This window comes from Pseudomonas sp. FH1 (genome assembly GCF_000510895.2).
GTDB lineage: Bacteria > Pseudomonadota > Gammaproteobacteria > Pseudomonadales > Pseudomonadaceae > Aquipseudomonas > Aquipseudomonas azotoformans_A.
In genome coordinates, this window is record NZ_AOHM01000142.1 from 115,883 (window position 1) to 137,009 (window position 21,127).

The 21,127-nt window shown below is 62.4% G+C and carries 22 protein-coding genes and 1 pseudogene; 13 read left to right on the forward strand and 10 right to left on the reverse strand.

Features of this window, described 5'->3' with window-relative positions; all coding sequences use genetic code 11:
• The first annotated feature begins 4 nt into the window (after positions 1-4).
• Entirely contained in the window at positions 5-838 is an 834-nt protein-coding gene (gene yghU, locus H096_RS31705) for a glutathione-dependent disulfide-bond oxidoreductase (RefSeq protein ID WP_033903166.1), read from the forward strand.
• Between the two features lie 131 nt (positions 839-969).
• Here the strand turns inward: yghU and H096_RS31710 are convergent, their stop codons facing one another.
• Genes H096_RS31710 through H096_RS31720 form a run of 3 tightly spaced genes read right to left on the reverse strand, consistent with a single transcriptional unit; the run spans position 970 to position 3,696 of the window.
• Positions 970-1,896, reverse strand: a complete 927-nt coding sequence (locus tag H096_RS31710; protein WP_033903167.1) for a sugar ABC transporter substrate-binding protein — start codon at positions 1,894-1,896, stop codon at positions 970-972.
• A gap of 19 nt (positions 1,897-1,915) precedes the next feature.
• Positions 1,916-2,695 (reverse strand): TIM barrel protein, encoded by a 780-nt coding sequence (locus tag H096_RS31715; protein ID WP_033903168.1) that lies wholly within the window; start codon positions 2,693-2,695, stop codon positions 1,916-1,918.
• Positions 2,692-3,696, reverse strand: coding sequence for a Gfo/Idh/MocA family oxidoreductase (locus tag H096_RS31720; RefSeq protein WP_033903169.1), 1,005 nt, complete (start codon positions 3,694-3,696; stop codon positions 2,692-2,694). Before H096_RS31720 ends, H096_RS31715 begins: the two co-directional genes overlap by 4 nt.
• Before the next feature lie 184 nt (positions 3,697-3,880).
• Between H096_RS31720 and H096_RS31725 the strand changes: the two genes are divergently transcribed.
• Positions 3,881-5,842 (forward strand): sigma-54-dependent Fis family transcriptional regulator, encoded by a 1,962-nt coding sequence (locus H096_RS31725; RefSeq protein WP_033903170.1) that lies wholly within the window; start codon positions 3,881-3,883, stop codon positions 5,840-5,842.
• 52 nt (positions 5,843-5,894) lie between these two features.
• Here the strand turns inward: H096_RS31725 and H096_RS31730 are convergent, their stop codons facing one another.
• Positions 5,895-6,944, reverse strand: coding sequence for a LacI family DNA-binding transcriptional regulator (locus H096_RS31730; protein WP_033903171.1), 1,050 nt, complete (start codon positions 6,942-6,944; stop codon positions 5,895-5,897).
• A gap of 162 nt (positions 6,945-7,106) precedes the next feature.
• On the opposite strand from H096_RS31730, the gene H096_RS31735 reads away from it, so the two are divergent.
• Genes H096_RS31735 through H096_RS31750 form a run of 4 tightly spaced genes read left to right on the forward strand, consistent with a single transcriptional unit; the run spans position 7,107 to position 10,572 of the window.
• Positions 7,107-8,201: a fatty acid desaturase family protein gene (locus tag H096_RS31735; protein ID WP_033903172.1), complete on the forward strand. Its 1,095-nt coding sequence runs from the start codon at positions 7,107-7,109 to the stop codon at positions 8,199-8,201.
• Positions 8,202-8,229: 28 nt separating this feature from the next.
• Positions 8,230-8,550, forward strand: a complete 321-nt coding sequence (locus H096_RS31740; RefSeq protein WP_028619741.1) for a MocE family 2Fe-2S type ferredoxin — start codon at positions 8,230-8,232, stop codon at positions 8,548-8,550.
• Positions 8,551-8,552: 2 nt separating this feature from the next.
• On the forward strand, positions 8,553-9,752 hold the full coding sequence (locus H096_RS31745) for an FAD-dependent oxidoreductase (RefSeq protein ID WP_033903173.1): 1,200 nt from the start codon (positions 8,553-8,555) through the stop codon (positions 9,750-9,752).
• A gap of 1 nt (position 9,753) precedes the next feature.
• Positions 9,754-10,572 carry a xylose isomerase gene (locus H096_RS31750; protein WP_033903174.1) on the forward strand — a complete coding sequence of 273 codons (819 nt, stop codon included), beginning with the start codon at positions 9,754-9,756 and terminating at the stop codon, positions 10,570-10,572.
• Here H096_RS31750 and H096_RS31755 read toward each other — a convergent pair whose 3' ends face one another.
• Positions 10,573-11,445, reverse strand: a complete 873-nt coding sequence (locus tag H096_RS31755; RefSeq protein WP_033903175.1) for an undecaprenyl-diphosphate phosphatase — start codon at positions 11,443-11,445, stop codon at positions 10,573-10,575.
• A gap of 179 nt (positions 11,446-11,624) precedes the next feature.
• Here H096_RS31755 and H096_RS31760 point away from each other — a divergent pair, with 179 nt between their 5' ends.
• On the forward strand, positions 11,625-12,131 hold the full coding sequence (locus tag H096_RS31760; RefSeq protein WP_033903176.1) for a GNAT family N-acetyltransferase: 507 nt from the start codon (positions 11,625-11,627) through the stop codon (positions 12,129-12,131).
• On the opposite strand, the gene H096_RS31765 is transcribed toward H096_RS31760, so the two are convergent.
• Positions 12,109-13,053 carry a GlxA family transcriptional regulator gene (locus H096_RS31765; RefSeq protein WP_033903177.1) on the reverse strand — a complete coding sequence of 315 codons (945 nt, stop codon included), beginning with the start codon at positions 13,051-13,053 and terminating at the stop codon, positions 12,109-12,111. The genes H096_RS31760 and H096_RS31765 overlap by 23 nt on opposite strands.
• Before the next feature lie 159 nt (positions 13,054-13,212).
• On the opposite strand from H096_RS31765, the gene H096_RS31770 reads away from it, so the two are divergent.
• The 3 genes from H096_RS31770 (at position 13,213) to H096_RS31780 (ending at position 15,720) form a co-directional block, all read left to right on the forward strand.
• Positions 13,213-13,842, forward strand: coding sequence for a TetR/AcrR family transcriptional regulator (locus H096_RS31770; protein ID WP_033903178.1), 630 nt, complete (start codon positions 13,213-13,215; stop codon positions 13,840-13,842).
• Positions 13,839-14,516 carry a type 1 glutamine amidotransferase domain-containing protein gene (locus H096_RS31775; protein WP_033903179.1) on the forward strand — a complete coding sequence of 226 codons (678 nt, stop codon included), beginning with the start codon at positions 13,839-13,841 and terminating at the stop codon, positions 14,514-14,516. Before H096_RS31770 ends, H096_RS31775 begins: the two co-directional genes overlap by 4 nt.
• Positions 14,517-14,595: 79 nt before the next feature.
• Positions 14,596-15,720: an alkene reductase gene (locus H096_RS31780; protein WP_033903180.1), complete on the forward strand. Its 1,125-nt coding sequence runs from the start codon at positions 14,596-14,598 to the stop codon at positions 15,718-15,720.
• Here H096_RS31780 and H096_RS31785 read toward each other — a convergent pair whose 3' ends face one another.
• Together H096_RS31785 and H096_RS31790 are read right to left on the reverse strand one after the other, a co-directional pair.
• Positions 15,721-16,707 (reverse strand): NAD(P)H-quinone oxidoreductase, encoded by a 987-nt coding sequence (locus H096_RS31785; protein WP_033903181.1) that lies wholly within the window; start codon positions 16,705-16,707, stop codon positions 15,721-15,723. It abuts the gene before it with no gap.
• Positions 16,708-16,818: 111 nt separating this feature from the next.
• Positions 16,819-17,637, reverse strand: coding sequence for an alpha/beta hydrolase (locus H096_RS31790; protein WP_033903182.1), 819 nt, complete (start codon positions 17,635-17,637; stop codon positions 16,819-16,821).
• 147 nt (positions 17,638-17,784) lie between these two features.
• Here H096_RS31790 and H096_RS31795 point away from each other — a divergent pair, with 147 nt between their 5' ends.
• Positions 17,785-18,852 (forward strand): NAD(P)-dependent alcohol dehydrogenase, encoded by a 1,068-nt coding sequence (locus tag H096_RS31795; protein WP_033903183.1) that lies wholly within the window; start codon positions 17,785-17,787, stop codon positions 18,850-18,852.
• A gap of 42 nt (positions 18,853-18,894) precedes the next feature.
• Here H096_RS31795 and mntP read toward each other — a convergent pair whose 3' ends face one another.
• Entirely contained in the window at positions 18,895-19,458 is a 564-nt protein-coding gene (gene mntP, locus H096_RS31800; RefSeq protein ID WP_033903184.1) for a manganese efflux pump MntP, read from the reverse strand.
• Positions 19,459-19,679: 221 nt separating this feature from the next.
• Positions 19,680-19,991 (reverse strand): hypothetical protein, encoded by a 312-nt coding sequence (locus H096_RS31805; protein ID WP_033903185.1) that lies wholly within the window; start codon positions 19,989-19,991, stop codon positions 19,680-19,682.
• Between the two features lie 201 nt (positions 19,992-20,192).
• Here H096_RS31805 and H096_RS31810 point away from each other — a divergent pair, with 201 nt between their 5' ends.
• Both H096_RS31810 and H096_RS31815 read left to right on the forward strand, forming a co-directional pair.
• Positions 20,193-20,852 (forward strand): TonB family protein, encoded by a 660-nt coding sequence (locus tag H096_RS31810; RefSeq protein WP_051422269.1) that lies wholly within the window; start codon positions 20,193-20,195, stop codon positions 20,850-20,852.
• A pseudogene (locus H096_RS31815) lies at positions 20,849-21,127 on the forward strand (RNA polymerase sigma factor); the annotation flags it as partial. The gene H096_RS31810 and the pseudogene H096_RS31815, both read left to right, overlap by 4 nt.

The following is a 21,127-nucleotide window of genomic DNA, read 5'->3' on the forward strand; positions in this document are numbered from 1 at the left end:
CAGCATGACCGATTATGTACCCCCGAAAGTGTGGACCTGGGACACCGAAAATGGCGGCACCTTCGCCAGCATCAATCGCCCGATTGCCGGTGCCACCCACGAAAAAGACTTGCCGGTGGGCAAGCACCCGCTGCAGCTGTATTCCCTGGCCACGCCTAATGGCCAGAAGGTCACGATCCTGCTGGAGGAGCTGCTGGCGCTGGGTCACAGCGGTGCGGAATATGACGCCTGGCTGATCAAGATCGGCGACGGCGACCAGTTCGGCAGCGGTTTTGTGGGGGTGAACCCGAACTCCAAGATCCCGGCTCTGCTGGATCGCAGCGGCACCACGCCCATTCGCGTATTCGAGTCGGGCGCGATCCTGCAGTACCTGGCCGAGAAGTTCGGCGCGTTCTTCCCCACCGAGCCTGCGGCCCGTGCCGAATGCCTGTCGTGGCTGTTCTGGCAGATGGGCAGCGCGCCCTACCTGGGCGGTGGTTTCGGGCATTTTTATGCCTACGCGCCGAGCAAGATGGAGTACGCGATCAACCGCTTTGCCATGGAAACCAAGCGTCAGTTGGACGTACTCGACCAGCGCCTGGCGGTGAGCGAGTACATTGCGGGTGATGAATACACCATCGCCGATATCGCTATCTGGCCGTGGTATGGCGGGTTGGTCAAAGGTCGTCTGTATGGCGCGGCGGAGTTCTTGTCGGTGCATGAGTACACGCACGTGTTGCGCTGGGCGGAGGCCATCGAGGCACGGCCGGCGGTGCAGCGCGGCCGGCGGGTGAATCGGGTGTCCGGTGAGCCCCATGAGCAATTGGCCGAGCGCCATAACGCCAGCGACCTGGACTAAAGGCCTGACGCTGTAAGAAATGTGGGAGCGGGCTTGCTCGCGAATGCGGTGGATCAGCCAATAAATCTGTTGACTGACACTCCGTATTCGCGAGCAAGCCCGCTCCCACATTTGGATTGTTGTATTTCACTCTATTTGTAGCGCTGCTCAAACACCGCCACCTGCTCCGGCTTGATCAATTCAAACGGCACCCATACCTCCGGCTCAATCGCCTCGCCCTTGATCATCCGCACCGCCGCTTGCACTGCTTGGGTCGCCTGGGCTTTCGGGTCTTGGAACACCGACGCCGTCAGCAACCCCCGCTTGATCGCCGCCAGCCCATCGGGCAAGCCATCGATGCCGACAATCGCTACGTCACCCTTGGCTTTCCCTGCCTGCTGTAACGCCATGGCCGCGCCAATCGCCATTTCATCGTTATTGGCCACGATGGCGTCGAACTGCGTGCCCGCCAGCAGCCAGTTGCTGGTCAGGTCCATGCCCTTGCTGCGTTGCCATTCGGCACTTTGCTGCTCGACCACCTTGATCCCCGGAAAGTCCTTGAGCACCTGTTTGGCGCCCTCGGTGCGGTCATGGGTGGCGTTCTGTGCAAGGTCGCCCATGATGATCGCCACATTGCCCTTGCCGCCGAGTTTTTCCGCCAGGTAGCGCATCTGCAACTGCCCGGCCTCGATGTCGTTGGAGGCCACGGTGACCACGCCTTTGGGCAATGTGCGCTCGTCCGGATGGCGGTTGACGTACACCAGCGGCGTCTTGGCGGCTACGGCGGCGCGAGTCATGTTGGCGGTGGCGGCGGTGTCCACCGGCAGTACGATCACCGCGTCAACCTTCTGGTTGAGGAAGCCTTCGACCTGATTGAGCTGGCGCACCACATCGCCTTGGGCGTCTTCGAACTGGATCTGCACATCCTGCTGCTTGGCGGCCGCTTCCAGGCCGGTGCGCACGTAGGTCATGAAGTTGTCGTCGACCCGGGCAATGCTCACGCCGATGCGATAAGCCGCGAACGTCCATTGGCTGAACAGCAGCAACAAGGTGGCAGCAAACAACGAATAGCGATTCATAAGGGTGATCCTTTTATTGTTATAGGGTGAACGCCTGGCGGAAACGCGCCAAGGCCAGCTCGCTGTCGCCGCTGGCCCAGCCTTCCAGGCCGACCACGCCGCTGTAGCCCATGGCGTGCAAGGCCCTGGCGATGGCCGGGTAGTGAATTTCACCGGTGCCGGGCTCCTTGCGTCCCGGCACGTCGGCCACCTGGATTTCACCGATAGCGCTGCCGGCGCGCTGGATCAGTTCGATCAGGTTTCCTTCGCCGATCTGCGCGTGGTACAGGTCCAGGTTCATCTTCAGGTGCGGGCTGCCCACGGCCTCGATCAGCGCCAGGGTATCGTCGGCGCGGGCGAAGGGGGTGCCGGGGTGGTCAACTTCTGTGTTGAGGTTTTCCAGCAGGAACACCCGGCCGGCGTCTTCCCCCAAACGGGCGATTTTTTCCAGGGTCTTGCAGGCGCTCAGCCACATGCGGCCGGTGGTCTGGCTCACGGGCTGCACGGGCAGGCCGCCGTCACCCAGGCCGGTGCCGTGCAGGTTGAGGCTGGGGCAATTCAATTGCTCGGCCACCCCTAAGGATTCGCGGGCACTGTCGAGCAGTTGGCGGATGCCGTCGGGGTCGGTGAGGGTGCCGCTGATGTAGCCGGTCATGGAGGTGAAGTCGGCGCCGGTAGCCGCCAGGGCGGCGATGTCCTTGTTTGTCCAGTTCCAGATTTCGGCACTGAAGCCCAGCGCATGAATACGCTTCACGCGTTCGATGAAGGGCAGGTCGAGAAACACCATTTCCGCGCTGACAGCCAGCTTGAATGGGCTCATACGGCCACCGCCTTGCCGGTTTCGAACGACTCGATGCAGGCGCGGGCAATCGCCAATGCCGCGCGCGCGTCTTCACCGCTGGCCAGGGGTTTGGCGCCGCTGCGAAGGCAGTCGACGAAGTGATTGAGTTCGGCGATGTAGGCGTCGCGCAACAGGTCGGTGTCCAGGCGCTGAGTGTCGGCCTGGATGCCCTGGGCCAGGTAGCGCACCAGGTCGCAATCGTTGAGGCTGCCCATGCTCAGCATGCCGGCGCTGCCAAACACTTCGCCGCGCACGTCGTAGCCATACACGGCCTGGAAGTTGGCCTCGGCAGTGGCGATGGCGCCGTTGTCGAAGCGGATCGCGACCACGGCGGTGTCGAGGAAGCCTTTGCTTTTGTATTCCGGGGCGATCAAAGCGTCGGCCATCACGTAGACCTGCACCGCCTCGGCGCCAGGGTTGAGGTAGCGCAGGGTGTCGAAGTCGTGGATCAGGGTTTCCAGGAAGATCACCCATTGCGGCGACTTGGCCGGGTTGTTCAGCGCCGGGTCGCGGGTCAGCGAGCGCAGCAGCTGCGGGGTGCCGATGCGGCCGGCGGCGACGTCGAGGTGCGCGGTGCGAAAGCTCTTGGCGAAGCGCCGGTTGAACCCGACTTGCAGCGGCACCCGCGCTTCGGCCGCAGCGGCGATGGCGCGGTCGGCTTCTTCGAGGGTGATGGCCATGGGTTTTTCGCAGAAGATGCCCTTGCCGGCGCGGGCGGCGCTGATTACCAGCTCGGCGTGGCTGCGGGCGGGGGCTGCGATGAGTACGCCGTCGATGTCCGGGTCGTCGAGTAACTGCTGCGGGTCGGTGTAGACCTTGCTCACGCCCAGCTCAGCGGCGAGGCGGGCGGCCTGGCCCGGTGTGGGGTCGGCAATCGCTGCCAGGCTGGCGCCGGGGATATGCCGTGCGGCGGTGAGCCCGTGGAAGCTGCCCATGCGTCCGGCACCGATCAAGCCCAGGCGGATGTTCTGTGTACTCATGAAATAACCCCTTGTTGTTATTGGCCGCAGGACGGTCCTGATGGCAAAGGGGTCAGAGCAAGGGCTGTGCCATTTTGTAAGACGTTGATAAATAAAGATTGATAATTATCTATAAACAAAAAGTGTTCATTTTAATGACATGCCTATACTGACATGTCAAAAACATGAACATGGATACCGCCCAATGAGCATGGCGTTCAGCGTGCAAGACCTCGACTACCTCACGGCCCTGGGGCCTGCTGCACTGAATGATGGCCCGGTTGCCGCACTGGAACAGGCCTGGCGCGACTGCCTGGCCGGCCAGGTCGAACGCCCGACGCACGTGCGCCAAGTGATCTGGGATTCGTGGCGGCGCAGTGTCCAGGCCGGTATCGACCCGGCCGACAACGCCTATCGCTTCGTTGGCGCTGACACGCTGGCCGCCATTCTGGCCACCCACCGCGTGCTGATCGAGGCGGCCGCGCAAGTCATGCATGGTTTGCTGGCCTACAACCCGCGCGGTCATATCAACCTCACCGATGCCGACGGCACCACTCTGTATTTCTGTGGGCTGGACATCACCCCCGTCGGCAGTCGCCTGCTGGAATCGGTGCAAGGCACCAACTGCACCGGCCTGGCGCTGGCCGAGGATCACCTGGTGTATGTGCTGGCCGAGGAGAACTTCGGCATCGGCCTGCGCCAGCGCCGTATGCATTGCGCCGCCGCGCCGATCAAGAATGCCCAGGGCCAGACCGTGGCCATGCTGACGCTCACCGCCGAGCCCGGCTGGTTTCACTTCCATACCCTTGGCACGGTGCAGGCCGCGGCCGACGCGGTATCGCGGCAGATGGCCCTGCAAGGGCTGTTGGAAGAACAGCAGGCCGTCCTCGAAGTGCTCAACGAAGGCCTGGTGGTGCTGGATGAGCGCGGCTGCATCAAGGCGCTCAACCGCTATGCCCGGCAGCTGTTTGGCGTCGGGCTGGAGTTGATCGGGCGGCCGTTCCAGCAACTCGGCCGTAGCGAGCTGAGTGACGCCCTTGGCGAACCCGTGCGCGACCTCGACTGCACCTTCCACTTGCGTGACCGCAGCCAGCTCGCCTGCCTGGTCTCGGTGTGCCCGCTGGAGCAGGGCGGGGTGATCGTGTCACTGCGCGAGAACCGCCGCATTCGCGAAATCACCCGGCGCCTCATCGGCACCCAGGCCAGCTACACCTTCGACACCATCCAGGGCAGCTCGCGGGCGATCCAGGACGCGCTGCACTTGGGACGCATCGCCAGTCGCAGTGATTCCACCACCCTGATCCTCGGTGAAAGCGGCACCGGCAAGGAGCTGTTCGCCCAGGCCATCCACAATGGCAGCGAGCGCTGCAACGGCCCATTTGTGGCGGTCAACTGCGGTGCGATTCCACGGGACCTGGTGCAAAGCGAGCTGTTCGGCCACGTCGAAGGCGCGTTCACCGGCGCCACCCGTGGCGGCTCGGCGGGCAAGTTCGAACTGGCGGATGGCGGTACCATCTTCCTCGATGAGATTGGCGACATGTCCTTCGATGCCCAAGTCAGCCTGCTGCGGGTGTTGCAGGAGGGTGAAATCACTCGGGTAGGCGCGAAAAACTCGCGGCCAGTGAACGTGCGCATCATCGCAGCCACCCACCGCAACCTCAGCCAGGCCGTGGCGCAAGGCGCGTTTCGCGAAGACCTCTACTACCGCCTCAACGTACTGAACCTGACCGTGCCACCGCTGCGCATGCGCCGCGAAGACATTCCGCTGCTGGCGCGGCATTTTCTGGTCCGGTGCGCTCGTTCACTGCGTAAATCGGTGCAGGGATTTTCACCAGACGCCCTGGCGCTGCTCACGGCCTATGGCTGGCCGGGCAATGTGCGCGAGTTGGAAAACAGCATCGAACGGGCGACCAACCTGGCGATGGGAGCACGGATCGAAACGGTGGATCTGCCGCTGGAAAGCCGCCAACGCACCCCGCTGCGGGCCCACGAAGCGCCGCCTGCCCAGGACCTGAGCAGCCACGAAATGCACGCCATCGTCGCCGCGCTCAACAGCACCGGCGGCAACATCCGCCTGGCCGCGCAGCAACTCAACGTGTCGCGGGGCGGGCTGTACAACAAGATGAGTCGGTTTGGCCTGAATGCCGGGGATTTCCGTCGCAACTGAGAGCCAAGAACCCCCTGTGGCGAGCGGGCTCGCCACAAAAAAACCAGCACGTTCAGTTGCCCCTATTTTCGGATGTCACAATCTGCGGTGGCACATACACCCGCTGCCGCACCGGATCGAACCCCTCTGCACTCTGCAACTCCACCATCAACCGCACCAACGCCGTCGCTGTCTGCCCCGGCTGCGAATCCATCACCACATCAATCAACCCCTGGCCCAACGCCTGGCGTGACAGCTCGGTCGACTCCTGCAGGATGCAACACAGCGCCGGACGCTTGGGCAACTGCGCCAAGGCGCTGATGATGCCGTCACCGCCACCGCCCACCACGCACAATCCGCGCAGGTCGCTGTGGCGGCTGATCAGGTCGAGGGTGGCTTCTTCGGTGATGTCGCAGTTGTCCAGGTTGATCAGCGGCTCCAATGGCTTGAGCCCCGGCGCGTGTTCGGCCAGGTAGCTGTGCAGGCCTTCGACCCGTGCCTGGTGGCCGAGGAAACGATGGCCGCCGAGCAGGATGCCCACGCTGCCTTTGCGGGCGCCGCAGGTGCGGGCGAGCAGCCAGCCCATGGTGCGGCCGACCACATGGTTGTCCTGGCCCACGTAGGGTTCTTCGGCCTGTTCGTGGATATCCGAGAGCAGGGCCACCACGGGCACACCGGCTTCGCGGATTTGCTTGAGGCAGGCGTTGATCAGCGGATGGGCAAAACTGACCACCGCGAGGCCATCGCATTGCACGGCCAGTTGTTCGATCTGCGCGACGATGGCGGCGGGGGTGCGATCAACGATGTACTCGAACTGGCACGTCAGGTTGGCGCCGGCATGCTGCTCGGCGGCGGCGCTGATGGCCTGCGCCAGGCTGGCATAAAACGCCTGGGCGGTCGCCAGCAACAGGATGCCGAAACGATACGTGGGCCGGCGTTCGCGAATGCGCTGGCCGATCAACCGCGCAGCAAAATACCCAACGGCTTCGGCCGCCTGGAACACCTGCTCGGCGGTCTCGGGATTGACCGGCGCACGTGCATTCAACACACGGTCGACGGTGGCCACACTCAGCCCCGCTTGGGCGGCAACGGTGGCGATGGTCGGGCGTTTATTGTTGTTCATGACAGGCCCCTTGAGCGTCTTGATAGAAAACTATCAAGCCCCGCTGGGTCTGGATGATAGCTTGATAGGGAATGGATTCAAGGCCTTGAGGGTGATTTAGGCGTTCTCTATCGTGGGTTTCACACAGCACCTGAAACCACCCGCTTGTGGAGAACAATAACAATGCCTGAACACACCGCTCATACCGCCCGGCGCGACTACAGCCTCACCGGCCCCGAAGCCGCCCGCGCGGCTGAAAAGGGCCTGGTCTCGGCCAGTTGGTACCAGTCGCCCATCTCGCGTAAACGCATGAAAGAACTGATGCAGCGCCGCGATGGCCCGGCCTTGCTCGACACTGCCATCTGGGTGATCGCACTGGTTGCCACTGGCTTTGGCGGCTACTGGTTCTGGGGCACTTGGGCCTGTGTGCCGTTCTTCCTCGCTTACGGCGTGCTCTACGGCACGGCGTCCAACCCGCGCTGGCACGAAACCGGCCACGGCACCGCGTTCAAGACGCGCTGGATGAACGATGGGTTGTATCAGGTCGCCAGCTTCATGTGCATCTTCGAACCCCACGTGTGGCGCTGGAGCCATGCCCGTCACCACACCGATACCATCGTGGTCGGCCGCGACCCGGAGATCGTCGAGCCGCGTCCGCCGAGCCTGTTGATGATGTTTCTGAGCCTGTTGAACCTGCCCCTGGCCTGGAAAACCTTCAGCGGTGTGGCGCGGCATGCCATCGGCAAGATGAGCGCCCAGGAAGCCGACTTCATCCCCGAATCCGAATGGCCCAAGGTGTTTCGTGCGGCGCGTATCTGGGTGGGTATTTATGTCGTGGTGATTGGCACCGCGTTGTACCTGCACAGCTGGCTGCCGCTGATGCTGATTGGCCTGCCGAGCCTCTACGGCGCCTGGCTCGGCTACGTCTTTGGCCTCACCCAACATGTGGGCCTAGCCGAAGACGTGCTGGACCACCGCAGCAACTGCCGCACCATCTACATGAACCGCGTGCTGCGCTTTATCTACATGGACATGAACTACCACCTCGAACACCACATGTACCCGATGGTGCCGTACCACGCCCTTGCGCAACTGCACGAAGAGATCCGCAGCGACTGCCCGCCGCCGTACGCCAACCTGTTCGAGGCGTACAAGGAAATCCTGCCGACGATCTGGAGGCAGCGCAGCGACCCGACCTATTTCATCCAGCGCCCGATTCACCCGAACACTCATTCGGCTGCCCATGCGCCGGTGCATGCAGAAACCGCTGCTGGCTGATCCCCACCCAAGAACAAGAGAAAACACCATGAACGATCAATGGATCGACGTCTGCGCCGTGGGCGAAATCGACGAAGAAGACGTGCTGCGCTTCGACCACGGCCCGCACACCTACGCGCTGTACCGCTCGGCCGAGAATGAATTTTTCGCCACCGCCGGCCTGTGCACCCACGAGAAAATCCACCTGGCCGATGGCCTGGTGATGGACCACGTGATCGAATGCCCCAAGCACAACGGGCGCTTCGACTACCGCACCGGCAAGGCCCTCGGCGCGCCGGTGTGCGTCAACCTCAAGACCTACCCGGTGCGGGTCGAAGCGGGGCGGGTGTTGCTCGCGGTCACGGCCTGATGATGAACGCTCCATTGATTATCGTCGGGGCCGGTCATGCCGGTGGCCGGGCGGCGCTGACCTTGCGCGAAGAAGGTTATACCGGGCGCTTGATTCTGATAGGCGATGAACTGCACTTGCCCTATGAGCGGCCGCCGTTGTCCAAAGGCCTGTTACAGGGCACGACGGACCTGGCCGGCTACAGCTTGTGCGACAGTGCGCGACTGGCCGAACTGGGCATCGAGCACATTGCCGGTAACCCGGTGACTCATCTGGAACCGCAGCAGCATCGCCTGCAACTCGCCGATGGCCAATGGTTGCCCTACGCCGGTCTGCTGTTGGCCACGGGCGGCCGGGCGCGACGTTTGCCCCAGGCGCAGGCCAATGTGCTTTACCTGCGCACTCACGATGAGGCGCTTGCGTTGCGCAGCGCCTTACGCCCCGGCACACGGCTGGTGGTGGTGGGTGGTGGTTTTATCGGCCTGGAAGTGGCGGCAACGGCACGTAGCCTAGGCTGTGAAGTGACGGTGCTGGAAGCCGGGCCGCGCCTGGCGGGGCGTGTGCTGCCGCCGGTTATCTCCCAGGCGCTGCTGGATCTGCATCGCGAACACGGTGTGGAGGTACGTTTGAATGTGGCGCTGGAGTCCATCCAGGCCGACGCCGTGCTGTTGGTGGATGGGCACCGCTTGCCCTGTGACCTGATTGTGGTCGGCATCGGCATGCAACCCAATCTCGAACTGGCGGCGGCAGCAGGGCTGGAGGTGGGGCAGGGCATTCGTGTCGATGCGTACCTGCGCACCAGCGCGCCGAACATCTATGCCGCCGGTGATGTGTGTGAGTTCCACCTTGACGGTCTCTATCAGCGCCAGGAAACCTGGCGCAATGCCGAAGCCCAGGGGCGGCATGCGGCGCTGAATCTGCTGGGGCGCGAAGTGCCGTTCGAGGCGCTGCCTGGTTTCTGGTCCGATCAGTACGACTGGGGCTTGCAGACTGTCGGCGTGATCACACCGACAGTGGTCAACCGCCCATTACCGAACGGCGGCCTGTTGCTGTTCTATCTCGATGGCGATCAGCACTTGCAAGGCGCCTGCGGTTGGGCGCCGGGCAACAGCGTGGCCAAGGACATCAAGCTCTGCGAGCGTCTGATCAGCGCGCGGATTGCGCTCGATACCGCCAGCCTGGCCAACCCCGAGCTGTCCCTCAAACTCTTGCTGCGAGGCTGATATGCGCCAATTCCTGGTGTTCCAATCCCTGTGGGCGATGCAGACCGAACCCGGCTGTCTCGACACCCAACTCGACCGCATCCAGGCCGCCGGTTTTGACGGCATTACCGATCATTACTGGCAACCTGCCGATGTCGCCCGTTTGCACGCGGCGGCTAGCTCAAGAGGCTTGCAGATCGAGGGCCAGCTGTTTCCGCAATCGATCGATGACCTGGCCGCCGCACTCGATGTGATCACTCGCTACGGCTGCCACCACCTCACCCTGCAAGCCGACGTACGCCCGCGCACCCAAGCCGAGGCGGCCCGGTTGATCGAAGGCTGGCAACGCCTGGCTGAGCAGGTGGACTTTCCGGTGTTGCTGGAAACCCACCGTTATCGCCTCACCAACGACCTGCTGTTCACCCTCGACCTGCTGGCGCAAATGCCGGATTTGAAGCTGCTGGCCGACCTGTCCCACTACGTGGTCGGGCGTGAACTGCCCGAACCGGGCGCGCCGGAAGACGACACACATATCCGCACGATTTTGCGCCACAGCTGGGGGTTTCACGGTCGTGTCGCCAGCAGCGAGCAGGTGCAAGTCTCCCTGGACTTTCCCCAGCACCAAGCCTGGGTACAGCGTTTTACCCAGTGGTGGCGCTACGGGATCGAGGACTGGCTGGCCCGGCCCGACACGCCGCAGAGCCTGTCCTTCACCTGCGAACTGGGCCCGCCGCCCTATGCGATCACCGGCGCGGACGGGCGTGAGATCAGTAATCGCTGGGCCGAAGCGCTGAAAATGCAGGCGTTGATTCGCGAGGTATGGCGCAGCAGTCAGGCATGATCAGCTCAACAGCCCGGTGCTGACCGCCACAATCAGGAAGATCCCCAGCAACGCGCGATAGATCACGAACGGCCAGGTGGAGAACCGCTCCAGGAACTTCATCAGGCCCCAGATCGCAAAAAACGCCGAGAGGCTCGCGACCACCAGGCCGAACAGCAAATGCGGCCAGGCATGGGCCGGCATGTCGGCGTGCAGCAGCACCCACAGTTCCTTCAGGCCGGCGAGGGCGATGGCGGGCAAGCCGAGCAGGAAGGAGAACCGCGCGGCTTCCTCACGCTTGAAGTTGAGGAACAGCGCGGCGGTCAACGTAGAACCGGACCGCGAAACCCCTGGAATCAGCGCACCGATCTGCGCAATCCCCACGATCAACGCATCCCGCAGGCGCATCTCGCTCACCTCGCGGGTGTGGCGTGCGCGCACTTCAGCCACCGCCAGCAGCACGGCCATGACCACGCAGGAAATACCGATCACCATCAACCCGCGCAACGGTGAGTTGCAGGCGTTCAGGGTCGAAGACAGCGCCAGGCCGGCGATGCCGATGGGGAGGGTCGCCAGCACAATCGCCACCGCCAGCTTGAACCAGCGGTCGTTGTAGTCACCCCGGCGCACCGCACCAATGCTGCCGGTGGTCACCTGGCGCACATCTCGCCAAAAGTAACTGACCACCGCCGCCAGCGCCGCCAACTGCATGGCCGCCGAGAATGCCGAGCCAGGATCCTGCCAGCCGAGCAGGGCGGGGACCACGCGCATATGGGCGGTGGACGACACCGGCAGCAGCTCGGTAATGCCCTGGATCACGCCCAGGATGAAGATCTGCAGGTAATCCAGGGAGGCAAAACCCACGTCCAGGCCGGCGGTACAGGCGTTTGTCAAAATACGTGTCCTTGAAAGAGAGCGTCAATTTCGCGGAGTTTATTCGAAATGTTTCAGGGTTTCGGCCGAGGCAACACCTATTTGCAATCGGTTCAGCAAGTAGAAAGGTTGGCCGCTCTCTTGGCCTGCCCCCAGGTTTTGTGAACAATGGCGCCCTGTGTTTTTTCACCGAGAGTCTCATGCCCGAAGTCACCGTCGAATTGATCCAGACCGGCCCGGAGCACGCCGAGCTGATCCGCAATCTTTACCAGTACTACGCCTATGAATCCTCTGACTGGGAACAGGAAGATGTGGAGGCCGATGGCCGTTTCTACATCCATGACGAACACCTGGTCCGTTACTGGGAGGACCCGCAATGGAGCGCCAACCTGCTGTTGGTGGATGGTTATATCGCGGGCTTTCTGTTGATCGAAGGCAGCGAGCTGCCGGGCATCCACGCCCTGGAGCTGGCCGACTTGTTCGTCCTCAAGCGTTACCGCCGCAAAGGCATCGGCCGCGCCATCGCCAGCCAGGTGCTGTGCAGTGGCGAGGCTGATTGGCTGGTGCGCTTCTATGACCAGGATGAAGTGTCCCAAGCGTTCTGGCGCACGGTGCTGGATAACCTGCCGCGTCCGGTGCAGACGATTGAGCTGGAGGATGACCCGCAGCTGGTGAGTTACCTGATTACGCGGGCGGCACTGCATTAAACGCCTGCTGCATCACCTGCGGCGGCTGCCCGAACGCCCTTAAAAATGCCTGGCGCATGCGCTCGCGATCACCAAAGCCGGTTTCGCGGGCGACGACCTCGACCGGGTGGCGACTGGTTTCCATCATCGCCCGCGCCGCCTCTACCCGCAGCGACTCGATGGCCTTGGCCGGTGTTTGCCCGGTCTCTTCCCGGAATACCCGGCTGAACTGGCGCGGGCTGAGGCGGGCGACATCGGCCAGCGCATCTACCGACAAGTCGTGGGTCAGGTTCTCGCGGGCATAGGCCAGGGCCAGTTGCACGCGGTCCGACTTGGGGTCCAGCTCCAACAGCGCCGACAACTGCGATTGTTCACTGCCCCGGCGTTGGGCGATCACCAGTTTGCGCGCAATGCGCCGGGCGAGGTCGCTGCCCAGGTCGTTTTCCACCATGGCCAATGCCAGGTCAACCCCGGCACTCATGCCGGCGCCGGTCCACACCTGGCCGTCCACCACAAACAGCTTGTCTTCTTCCAAGTGAATGTGCGGATAGCGCTTGCGAAAGGCCGGCGCGTGAATCCAGTGGGTGGTGGTGCGCTTGCCTTCCAGCAAGCCTGCTTCGGCCAGCACGAAGATGCCCATGCACAACGAGGCGACGCGTCGCGACTGGGCGGAGGCGGCCTTGACCAGTTCCAGCAGGTTGGCCTCCGGCAGGCGGAACTCCAGGTAGCCGCTGACGATGAGGGTGTCGTAACCCTCCGGCCGGATCGGCGTGGTGTTCACCGAAAAGCCCTGGGACGTCATCACCGCGCCGCCGCTTTCCGACACCAGGTGAAACTCATAGGCCGGCTCGCCACGCAACAGGTTCGCGCACTCGAACACCGAGCCCAGGCTGAGACTCAAGGACTGGAAGTTCGGGTAAACCATCAGCGCAACGCTGTGCATCGCATGTCTCCGGGTGGGGGGAGCAGGGATTGTCGGCGGCTGCCGGGAAAACGGCAACCGACTTTGGCGCATGTCCGAAATCCTTGCGGATCTGACATTGTGCGGGTTTGCCCAGGCTCCTAACATTCCCTCAACGAACTAGACGACTGGTCTAATCCGATGAGCAGCGAAACTAAAACAGTACGCCAGAGCATTCTTGACACGGCGCAATTGATTGTTGGCCGCAAAGGTTTTTCTGCGGTGGGCCTGAACGAAATACTGCAAACCGCCGAAGTACCCAAAGGTTCGTTTTATCACTACTTCACCTCCAAAGATGCGTTTGGCGTTGTATTGCTCGACCACTACTTCGACAACTACGTGCACGGCATGCAGCAACTGTTCGAGCAACCGGGTTTAACCCAGCACACCAAGTTGATGCGTTATTGGCAGTGCTGGATTGATAACCAGACCGGCTGCACCGACGCAGGCAAATGCCTTGCCGTCAAACTCGGTGCGGAGGTGTCAGACCTTTCAGAGCCGATGCGCCTGGCCCTGCAACGTGGCACTGCACGCACCATCGGTTTGCTGGCCGAGGCCTTGCAGCAGGGCGTCGAAGACGGCTCGGTAGTGATTACGCAACACCCGGACAGCCTGGCGCAGCGCCTGTATGCGTTGTGGTTGGGGACCAGCGTCATGAGCAAGATCACCCGTACTACGGCGCCTTTTGATGAGGCGTTGGGGTTGACCCGGCAGTTGTTGGGTCAGCCGCAAGAAACTGACATTCACACCTATCGAGGCACTGGAAAATGAAAGTATTAATGGTACTGACCTCTCACGACCAGCTTGGCGATACCGGGCGCAAGACCGGCTTCTGGCTCGAAGAGTTTGCTGCACCCTATTACGCGTTCAAGGACGCCGGCGCCGAGATCGTGCTGGCTTCACCGGCCGGCGGCCAGCCGCCATTGGACCCGGTGAGTGATCTGCCGGACTTCCAGACCGAACAGACGCACCGTTTCGCCGCCGACCCGGCTGCCCAGCAAGCCCTGGCCTCCACGGTGAAACTGGACTCGGTCAACGCCGACGATTTCGACAACGTGTTCTACCCCGGCGGCCACGGCCCGCTGTGGGACCTGGCCGAATCGCCGGTGTCGATCGCGCTGATCGAGTCCTTCGAGCGTGCTGGCAAGCCGATCGGCTTTGTCTGCCACGCACCGGGCGCTTTGCGTCACGTCAAGGCGGTCAATGGTGAGCCGCTGGTCAAGGGCCGTCGCGTCACCGGGTTCTCCAACTCGGAAGAGGCGGCGGTGGAGTTGACCGATGTGGTGCCGTTTCTGGTGGAAGATGAATTCAAGAAGCTGGGCGGCCTTTATGAAAAAGGCGCTGACTGGCAGTCTTTTGTCATTACCGATGGCTTGTTGGTTACCGGGCAAAATCCTGGCAGTTCCAGTGATGTCGCTAAAGCCCTGCTGAAACTGACCGCTTAATTAATTAGACCGCTGAATTCATTGGCGACTTTTATAAGTCGCCAATGCTTTAACACGTCCAGAATTTGGAAATCCTTAAATGACTGATAATGTTTTAAGTACCCCAGTAAAGTTGGGTCACCATACGCTGAACAACCGTGTTGTCTTGCCGCCGTTGACGCGCCAGCGCAGCGCCCAACCGGGTGATATCGCCACCGACTTGATGGCCGAGTATTACCGCCAGCGGGCCAGTGCCGGTTTCATGGTCAGCGAAGGCACGCAGATCGAGCCGCGTGGCCAAGGCTATGCCTGGACACCGGGCATCTACACCCCGGCGCAGATCGATGGCTGGCGCAAGGTCACCGACGCGGTGCATGCCGAGGGTGGGGTGATCTTTGCCCAGTTGTGGCATGTGGGCCGGGTGTCCCATAACGCTTTGCAGCCTGAAGGGGCGGCGCCGGTTGCACCGTCGGCCCTGCAGGCCCTGCAAGCCAAGGCCTTTATCGAAACCGCGCCGGGCGAGGGTGAGTTGAAACAGCCGCCGGTGCCACGTGCGTTGGCTACGCAAGAGGTCAAGGACTTGGTTGGGCATTATGCCCACGCGGCACGCAATGCGCTGGATGCGGGGTTTGACGGGGTGGAAATCCATTCGGCCAATGGCTACCTGGTGAACCAGTTCATCTCGGCCCACGCCAATCAGCGTGACGATGAGTACGGTGGTTCGTTGGAAAACCGCCTGCGTTTTCTGCGCGAGATCGTCGAAGCAGTGAGCGCGGTGGTCGGGCCGGAACGCCTGGGCGTGCGCTTCTCGCCGTTGTTCAGCGGCACCGATCAGGACCGTGTGTACATCGGCCTGGTGGAAGACGACCCGCACCACACGTACATCGAAGCCATCAAGGTGCTCGAAGCGTCGGGCATCGCCTACGTCTCCATCGCCGAAGCCGACTGGGACAACGCGCCCGACCTGCCTGAAACGTTCCGCCGTGCCGTGCGCGAGACGTTCAGCGGGCGGATCATCTACGCCGGCCGCTACACCGCTGAGCGCGGTGCGCGGTGGGTAGAGGCCGGGCTGGCGGATTTGATCGCGTTCGGGCGGCCGTTCATCGCCAACCCGGATCTGCCGCAGCGTTTGTTCAATGGGTGGCCGTTGAATCCGCTGCGGGTTGAAGGGATGTACGGCGGTGGTGCTGAGGGCTATATCGATTACCCGGTTTACGCCGAATAATCAGGCAACCCGCAACACAATCTTGCCAATATGATCCCCACCTTCCATCCGCGCATGCGCCTGATCGGCCTGGGTGTAATCGAACACCTGGTCGATCATCGGCAGGCAGCGCCCGGCTGACAACACTGGCCATACATGCTCGCGCAGTTGGTCGGCAATCGCGGCTTTCTCTGCCTTGGTCCGTGCGCGCAGCAGCGAACCGGTGACGATTGCGCGTTTGCCAAGAATGGTCAGCAAGTCCACCTCATTGGCCTTGGCACCGCCGAGGAACCCCAGCATCACCAGGCGGCCGTCCATCGCCAGCGCCTTGAGGTTGTTGTTGAGGTAGGAGGCACCCATGATGTCGAGGATCACATTCACGCCTTGATCGCCGATCACCTGGGCAAAGTCTTGTTCGCGATAATTGATCGCTTCTGCGCCAAGCGCACGGATGGCCGTACATTTTTCCTCACTGCCGGCGGTGGCAAACGCCTGGATGCCGAACTCGCGGCACAGCATCAGTGCGGTGGTGCCGATACCACTGGTGCCGCCATGGATCAGCACACGCTGGCCCTTGTGGGCGCCGCCGATGCCGAACAGGTTGGCCCATACGGTAAAGAAGGTTTCCGGGATGGCCGCCGCTTGAATCCAGTCCATGCCTTCGGGAACCGGCAACGCCTGGCTGGCGGGCACTGCGCAGTATCGGGCGTAGCCACCGCCATTGGTGAGGGCGCACACCTTGTCACCGACGGCGTACTCGGTCACGCCGTCGCCCAGGGCCACCACTTCACCCGCCACTTCCAGGCCGGGGATCGGGCTCATGCCGGGTTTCATCGGATATTTGCCGGCGCGCTGCAAGGCGTCCGGGCGGTTGACGCCGGCGGCGTGCACGTGGATCAGGATTTCACCGGCTGCCGGGGAGGGCAACGGCGCCTGGCGCGGCTTGAGCACCTCGGGTCCGCCAGGGGTGGTGATTTCAATCAGGGTCATTTCGGTAGGCAGGGACATTTTGCGGGTCCTGTGGCGGTGAGCGTATGAAGTGGGACCACCTTACCTGGCTGTTGATTCAATCGGAACCCCGCCCTACCAGCGCATACGCGCCAGTAGGGGGAGGACGTTTCAGCGGTTCAGAAACGCCAGCAAGTCTTCGTTCAACTGCTGGGTATGGGTGGCGGCAAACCCGTGCGGCGCATCCTTGTAAACCTTCAGTTCGGCACCTTTGATCATCTGCGCCGCGACTTTACCGGTGGTTTCGAACGGCACGATCTGGTCGCCATCGCCGTGGATCACCAGGGTCGGCACGTCAATCTTGGCCATGTCCGGGCGGAAGTCGGTTTCGGAGAATGCGGTGACGCAGTCCACCGTCGCCTTGAGGGACGCCTGTAGGGCAATCTGCAACGTCTGGGTCTGCACGCCTGCGGAGACGACCTGGCCTTTGTTGAGGCCATAGAACGGCGTGTTGAAATCGCTGATGAATTGCGCGCGGTCTTTCAGCAACTCAGCCTTGAAGCCGGCGAACACGTCGAGCGGCACACCCTGCGGGTAATCGGCTTGCTGGCCGAAGATCGGCGTCACCGCACCCAGCAATACCAGGCCGGCCACGCGTGCGCTGCCATGGCGTGCGATGTAGCGCGCCACGTCGCCGCCGCCCATGGAGAAGCCCACCAGGGTCACGTCCTTGAGGTCCAGGTGCTCGATCAGTTGGGCGATATCGTCGGCGAAGGTGTCGTAGTCGTTGCCGGTCCACGGCTGATCCGACCGGCCGAAACCGCGGCGGTCGAACGCGAGGGTGCGAAAGCCACGACTGCTCAGGTATTCCATCTGGTATTCCCACATATCGGCATCCAGCGGCCAGCCATGGCTGAACAACACGGGTTTACCGCTGCCCCAGTCCTTGAAGTAGATCTGGGTACCGTCTTTGGCAACGAATGTGCTCATGGAAAACTCCTGGGAGGGTGGAAAGAGAATGCTAGCTCACTATTGCGTTAAACCGGACGAAGGGCTTGTACGCCTGTGCTCGGTTGAACGGTTGAGCGTCTATGCTGGTCGATTGACTTCCAACGTCAGATCACACAGGTGAACGAAATGGCCAAGACTTACAGCTACGCCGCCCAGAACGCCAAGGACTCCCTCAAGCCCTACACCTTCGAGCGCCGCGCGCCGGGGGCGGATGATGTGCAGATCGACATTCTCTATTGCGGGGTCTGCCACTCCGACTTGCACACCGTGCGCAACGAGTGGAACAACACCCTGTATCCATCCGTGCCCGGCCATGAAATTGTCGGTCGTGTGACTGCCGTGGGTGGCAACGTCAAGACGTTCAAGGTCGGTGACCTGGCCGGCGTCGGCTGCATGGTCGACAGCTGCCAGCACTGCGCGTCCTGTGCCGAAGGCGAGGAGCAATACTGCGAGAACGGTTTTACCGGCACCTACAACGGCCCGGTGTTCGGCGGTGAGAACACCTTCGGCGGCTACTCCGACAGCATCGTGGTCAAGGAGAAGTTCGTGCTGCGCATTTCCCACGACGCGTCCAACCTGGCCGCCGTGGCACCGTTGCTGTGCGCGGGTATCACCACCTATTCGCCGTTGCACCACTGGAAGGTCGGCCCTGGCAAGAAGGTCGGCGTGGTGGGCTTGGGCGGCCTGGGCCATATGGCGGTGAAGATCGCCCATGCCATGGGCGCCCATGTGACGCTGTTTACCACCTCACCCAACAAGCGTGAAGATGGCCTGCGCCTGGGTGCCGATCAAGTGGTGGTCTCCAAGAATGCGGACGAGATGGCCAAGGTCGCCAACAGCCTGGATTTCATCCTCAACACGGTTGCCGCACCGCACAACCTCGATGCGTTCCTCAACTTGCTCAAGCGTGACGGCACCATGACCCTGGTCGGCGCGCCCGACAGCCCGCATCCGTCGCCGACGGTGTTCAACCTGATCTTCAAACGCCGCAGCCTGGCCGGTTCGCTGATTGGCGGCATCCAGGAAACCCAGGACATGCTCGACTTCTGCGCCAAGCACGGGATTGTCTCGGACATCGAAATGATCGATATCCAGGGCATTAACGAGGCGTATGAGCGGATGCTCAAGGGCGATGTGAAGTACCGGTTTGTGATCGATATGGATAGCTTGAAGAAAGCAAGTCACGCTGCCTGATTCATCTTCTGTAGGAGCCGTTCCCTCGGCTCCTACGCTTGATTAGGCCGAAAGGTGTTCGTACAGAATCGTCGCACCTACCAGCATCAGCACCACCCCCCCGACCATCTCTGCCCGTTTGCCCACCACGGTGCCCAGCACTCGCCCAAGCATCATGCCGAGGGTCACCATGGTCATGGTCGCCAGGCCAATCGCCGCCGCTGCCACCAGGATATTCACGTTGACAAACGCCAGGCCCACGCCTACCGCCAGTGCATCGATGCTGGTGGCGAACGCCGTCACGGCGAGGATCATGAAGGAATGCTGGGTCGGCTTTTCGGCCTCTTCATCATCGGCTTTCAACCCGTTCCAGATCATGTGCAGGCCCAGCCCGACCAGCAAAGTAAAGGCGATCCAGTGGTCCCAGTTTTCCACCCAGCGGGTGGCGGCATGACCGATGGCCCAGCCGATCATCGGCGTGATGGCTTCGATCACACCAAAGATCAGGCCGGCGCGCAGGGCTTCGGTAAGGCGGGGTTTGTGCAGGCTGGAGCCTTTGCCGATGGCCGCTGCAAAGGCGTCGGTCGACATGGCCAGGGCCAGGAGGATCAGGGAAATGGGGTTCACGGTCAGGCTTCCAGTCGGGCTATGGGACACAACGACACCGCCATGCGCCCGACTTCAGGCATGGGATGTCGCTGGTCTCACCAACCGAAAAGACGGTGTTCGCACCACGGCAGGTTGCCGAATATGTTGATACGAACGCTTCCAACAGGGTCAGAAGCCGGTTACTCCCCAACGAGGAGGGCGATCATAGGCGGGCATATATGAAAATTCCGTCAAAGCCTTCAAGGCCGCTGCGGCTTGACCGACGTGCCAAAGGTGTTGCCCATGCGCACGCTGGTCGCCGCCGGGGTGGACAACCCCACTGCATTCGGCGGCCGTTTTTCCACGGGGATGTTTTGGGCTTCGCGGTTTTTCTTCGCCGCCTTGGTCGCATTGGTATCGTTGCCCATCTGCTGGCTGAGGCAGCCATAGTCGGGCGCCTTGTAGCCATCCACGCTGACTTCGGCGCACGTGCCGGCGGCGTTTTCGGCGTGGGCGAGTACGGGCAGGGCAGCGCACAGCAACAGGCTGGCGAGGGTCGGTAACAGCTTCATCGGGCCTCCTGGCAGGCCCTGAGGAGTGGGCCGGTTAGGCTTGAAAGTGTAGTGCAGCGGGCTTCTCGTCACCGTGATGTTTTTTTTGCTATCACCGTAACATCAGGTTCATAAACTGGCCTCAGGATGACGGTTTTCTAGGGCGCGTCGGCCGTGCAGCGATGCAGAGCAGGGGGTGAACAGGGAGTCTGGAGGCGCGTCATGTGCGCCCTGGTCTTGCTGTTGCTGCTGGCCGGCGGTCGTATGGCGCAGGCAGAGTCACCGCTGCTGTCGTTGAACCTGCCGGCGCAAGACCTTGAACACGCACTGCAAGCCTACAGTCGCGCCACCGGGATGGCGGTGCTGGTGGACCGCGAGTTGACGCGGGGCCGGCGCTCCATCGGGGTACGCGGGCGCTTTACGGCGCAAGAGGCACTGGCGATGTTGCTGACAGGGAGTGGCCTGATGGCACGTTATGCACGCAGCGATGCGTTTACCTTGCAGACCCCGCAGGTCAGCCAACCACCGCCCACAAAGGGGGCGGCGGCACGCAGCGCCGCGCGGATCAACAACAGCTACGCGACGGCACTGCAGCAAGCCATCGAGACCAGCCTGTGCCGCTCGCCGCTGACCCGGCCCGGCAGCTTCCGGGCCTTGGTGCAGGTGTGGGTCAACCCGGACGGAGTGATTGAACACAGTCGGTTGGTCAGCTCCACCGGCGATGAACAACGCGATGAAGCACTGGTACGCAGCCTGAGCGCGGCCCGGGTCCAACGCCCGGCACCGAGCTCACTGCGCCAACCGGTGACTTTACTTTTGATGCCTGACACAACAGGAATGCGCATGGAATGCACAGCAGCGAAAGGAGCCTGGGGCGGATGAAAAATACCGGGCACAGTGCGATGGTCAGCTTGTTCCTGGCCTCCTACGAAGACTTCAAGGTGCGTTTGCGCAAGCGCCTGGGCTCGGAAGACCTGGCCAACGACGTGCTGCACGAAACCTACTTGCGGGTCGACCGCATGGACGTGCCGCCCAACCTGCAACAACCCAACGCCTACCTCTACCGCATGGCCTTGAACATCGCCGCCGACCGCCGCCAGGCCGACGCGCGCCTGCTCACCGGCAGCGAAGTGGAAGAACTGCTGCAAAGCGCCGAC

What these genes read in the sequence shown, in the direction of transcription:
- H096_RS31785 (WP_033903181.1), bottom strand. Translation starts at nt 16,707, where the DNA reads ATGTCCCTGCCTACCGAAATGACCCTGATTGAAATCACCACCCCTGGC.
- H096_RS31725 (WP_033903170.1), top strand. Translation starts at nt 3,881, where the DNA reads ATGAGCATGGCGTTCAGCGTGCAAGACCTCGACTACCTCACGGCCCTG.
- H096_RS31805 (WP_033903185.1), bottom strand. Translation starts at nt 19,991, where the DNA reads ATGAAGCTGTTACCGACCCTCGCCAGCCTGTTGCTGTGCGCTGCCCTG.
- H096_RS31750 (WP_033903174.1), top strand. Translation starts at nt 9,754, where the DNA reads ATGCGCCAATTCCTGGTGTTCCAATCCCTGTGGGCGATGCAGACCGAA.
- H096_RS31795 (WP_033903183.1), top strand. Translation starts at nt 17,785, where the DNA reads ATGGCCAAGACTTACAGCTACGCCGCCCAGAACGCCAAGGACTCCCTC.
- yghU (WP_033903166.1), top strand. Translation starts at nt 5, where the DNA reads ATGACCGATTATGTACCCCCGAAAGTGTGGACCTGGGACACCGAAAAT.
- H096_RS31735 (WP_033903172.1), top strand. Translation starts at nt 7,107, where the DNA reads ATGCCTGAACACACCGCTCATACCGCCCGGCGCGACTACAGCCTCACC.
- H096_RS31810 (WP_051422269.1), top strand. Translation starts at nt 20,193, where the DNA reads ATGTGCGCCCTGGTCTTGCTGTTGCTGCTGGCCGGCGGTCGTATGGCG.
- H096_RS31770 (WP_033903178.1), top strand. Translation starts at nt 13,213, where the DNA reads ATGAGCAGCGAAACTAAAACAGTACGCCAGAGCATTCTTGACACGGCG.
- H096_RS31720 (WP_033903169.1), bottom strand. Translation starts at nt 3,696, where the DNA reads ATGAGTACACAGAACATCCGCCTGGGCTTGATCGGTGCCGGACGCATG.
- H096_RS31715 (WP_033903168.1), bottom strand. Translation starts at nt 2,695, where the DNA reads ATGAGCCCATTCAAGCTGGCTGTCAGCGCGGAAATGGTGTTTCTCGAC.
- H096_RS31760 (WP_033903176.1), top strand. Translation starts at nt 11,625, where the DNA reads ATGCCCGAAGTCACCGTCGAATTGATCCAGACCGGCCCGGAGCACGCC.
- H096_RS31745 (WP_033903173.1), top strand. Translation starts at nt 8,553, where the DNA reads ATGAACGCTCCATTGATTATCGTCGGGGCCGGTCATGCCGGTGGCCGG.
- H096_RS31730 (WP_033903171.1), bottom strand. Translation starts at nt 6,944, where the DNA reads ATGAACAACAATAAACGCCCGACCATCGCCACCGTTGCCGCCCAAGCG.
- H096_RS31765 (WP_033903177.1), bottom strand. Translation starts at nt 13,053, where the DNA reads ATGCACAGCGTTGCGCTGATGGTTTACCCGAACTTCCAGTCCTTGAGT.
- H096_RS31790 (WP_033903182.1), bottom strand. Translation starts at nt 17,637, where the DNA reads ATGAGCACATTCGTTGCCAAAGACGGTACCCAGATCTACTTCAAGGAC.
- H096_RS31780 (WP_033903180.1), top strand. Translation starts at nt 14,596, where the DNA reads ATGACTGATAATGTTTTAAGTACCCCAGTAAAGTTGGGTCACCATACG.
- H096_RS31740 (WP_028619741.1), top strand. Translation starts at nt 8,230, where the DNA reads ATGAACGATCAATGGATCGACGTCTGCGCCGTGGGCGAAATCGACGAA.
- H096_RS31710 (WP_033903167.1), bottom strand. Translation starts at nt 1,896, where the DNA reads ATGAATCGCTATTCGTTGTTTGCTGCCACCTTGTTGCTGCTGTTCAGC.
- H096_RS31775 (WP_033903179.1), top strand. Translation starts at nt 13,839, where the DNA reads ATGAAAGTATTAATGGTACTGACCTCTCACGACCAGCTTGGCGATACC.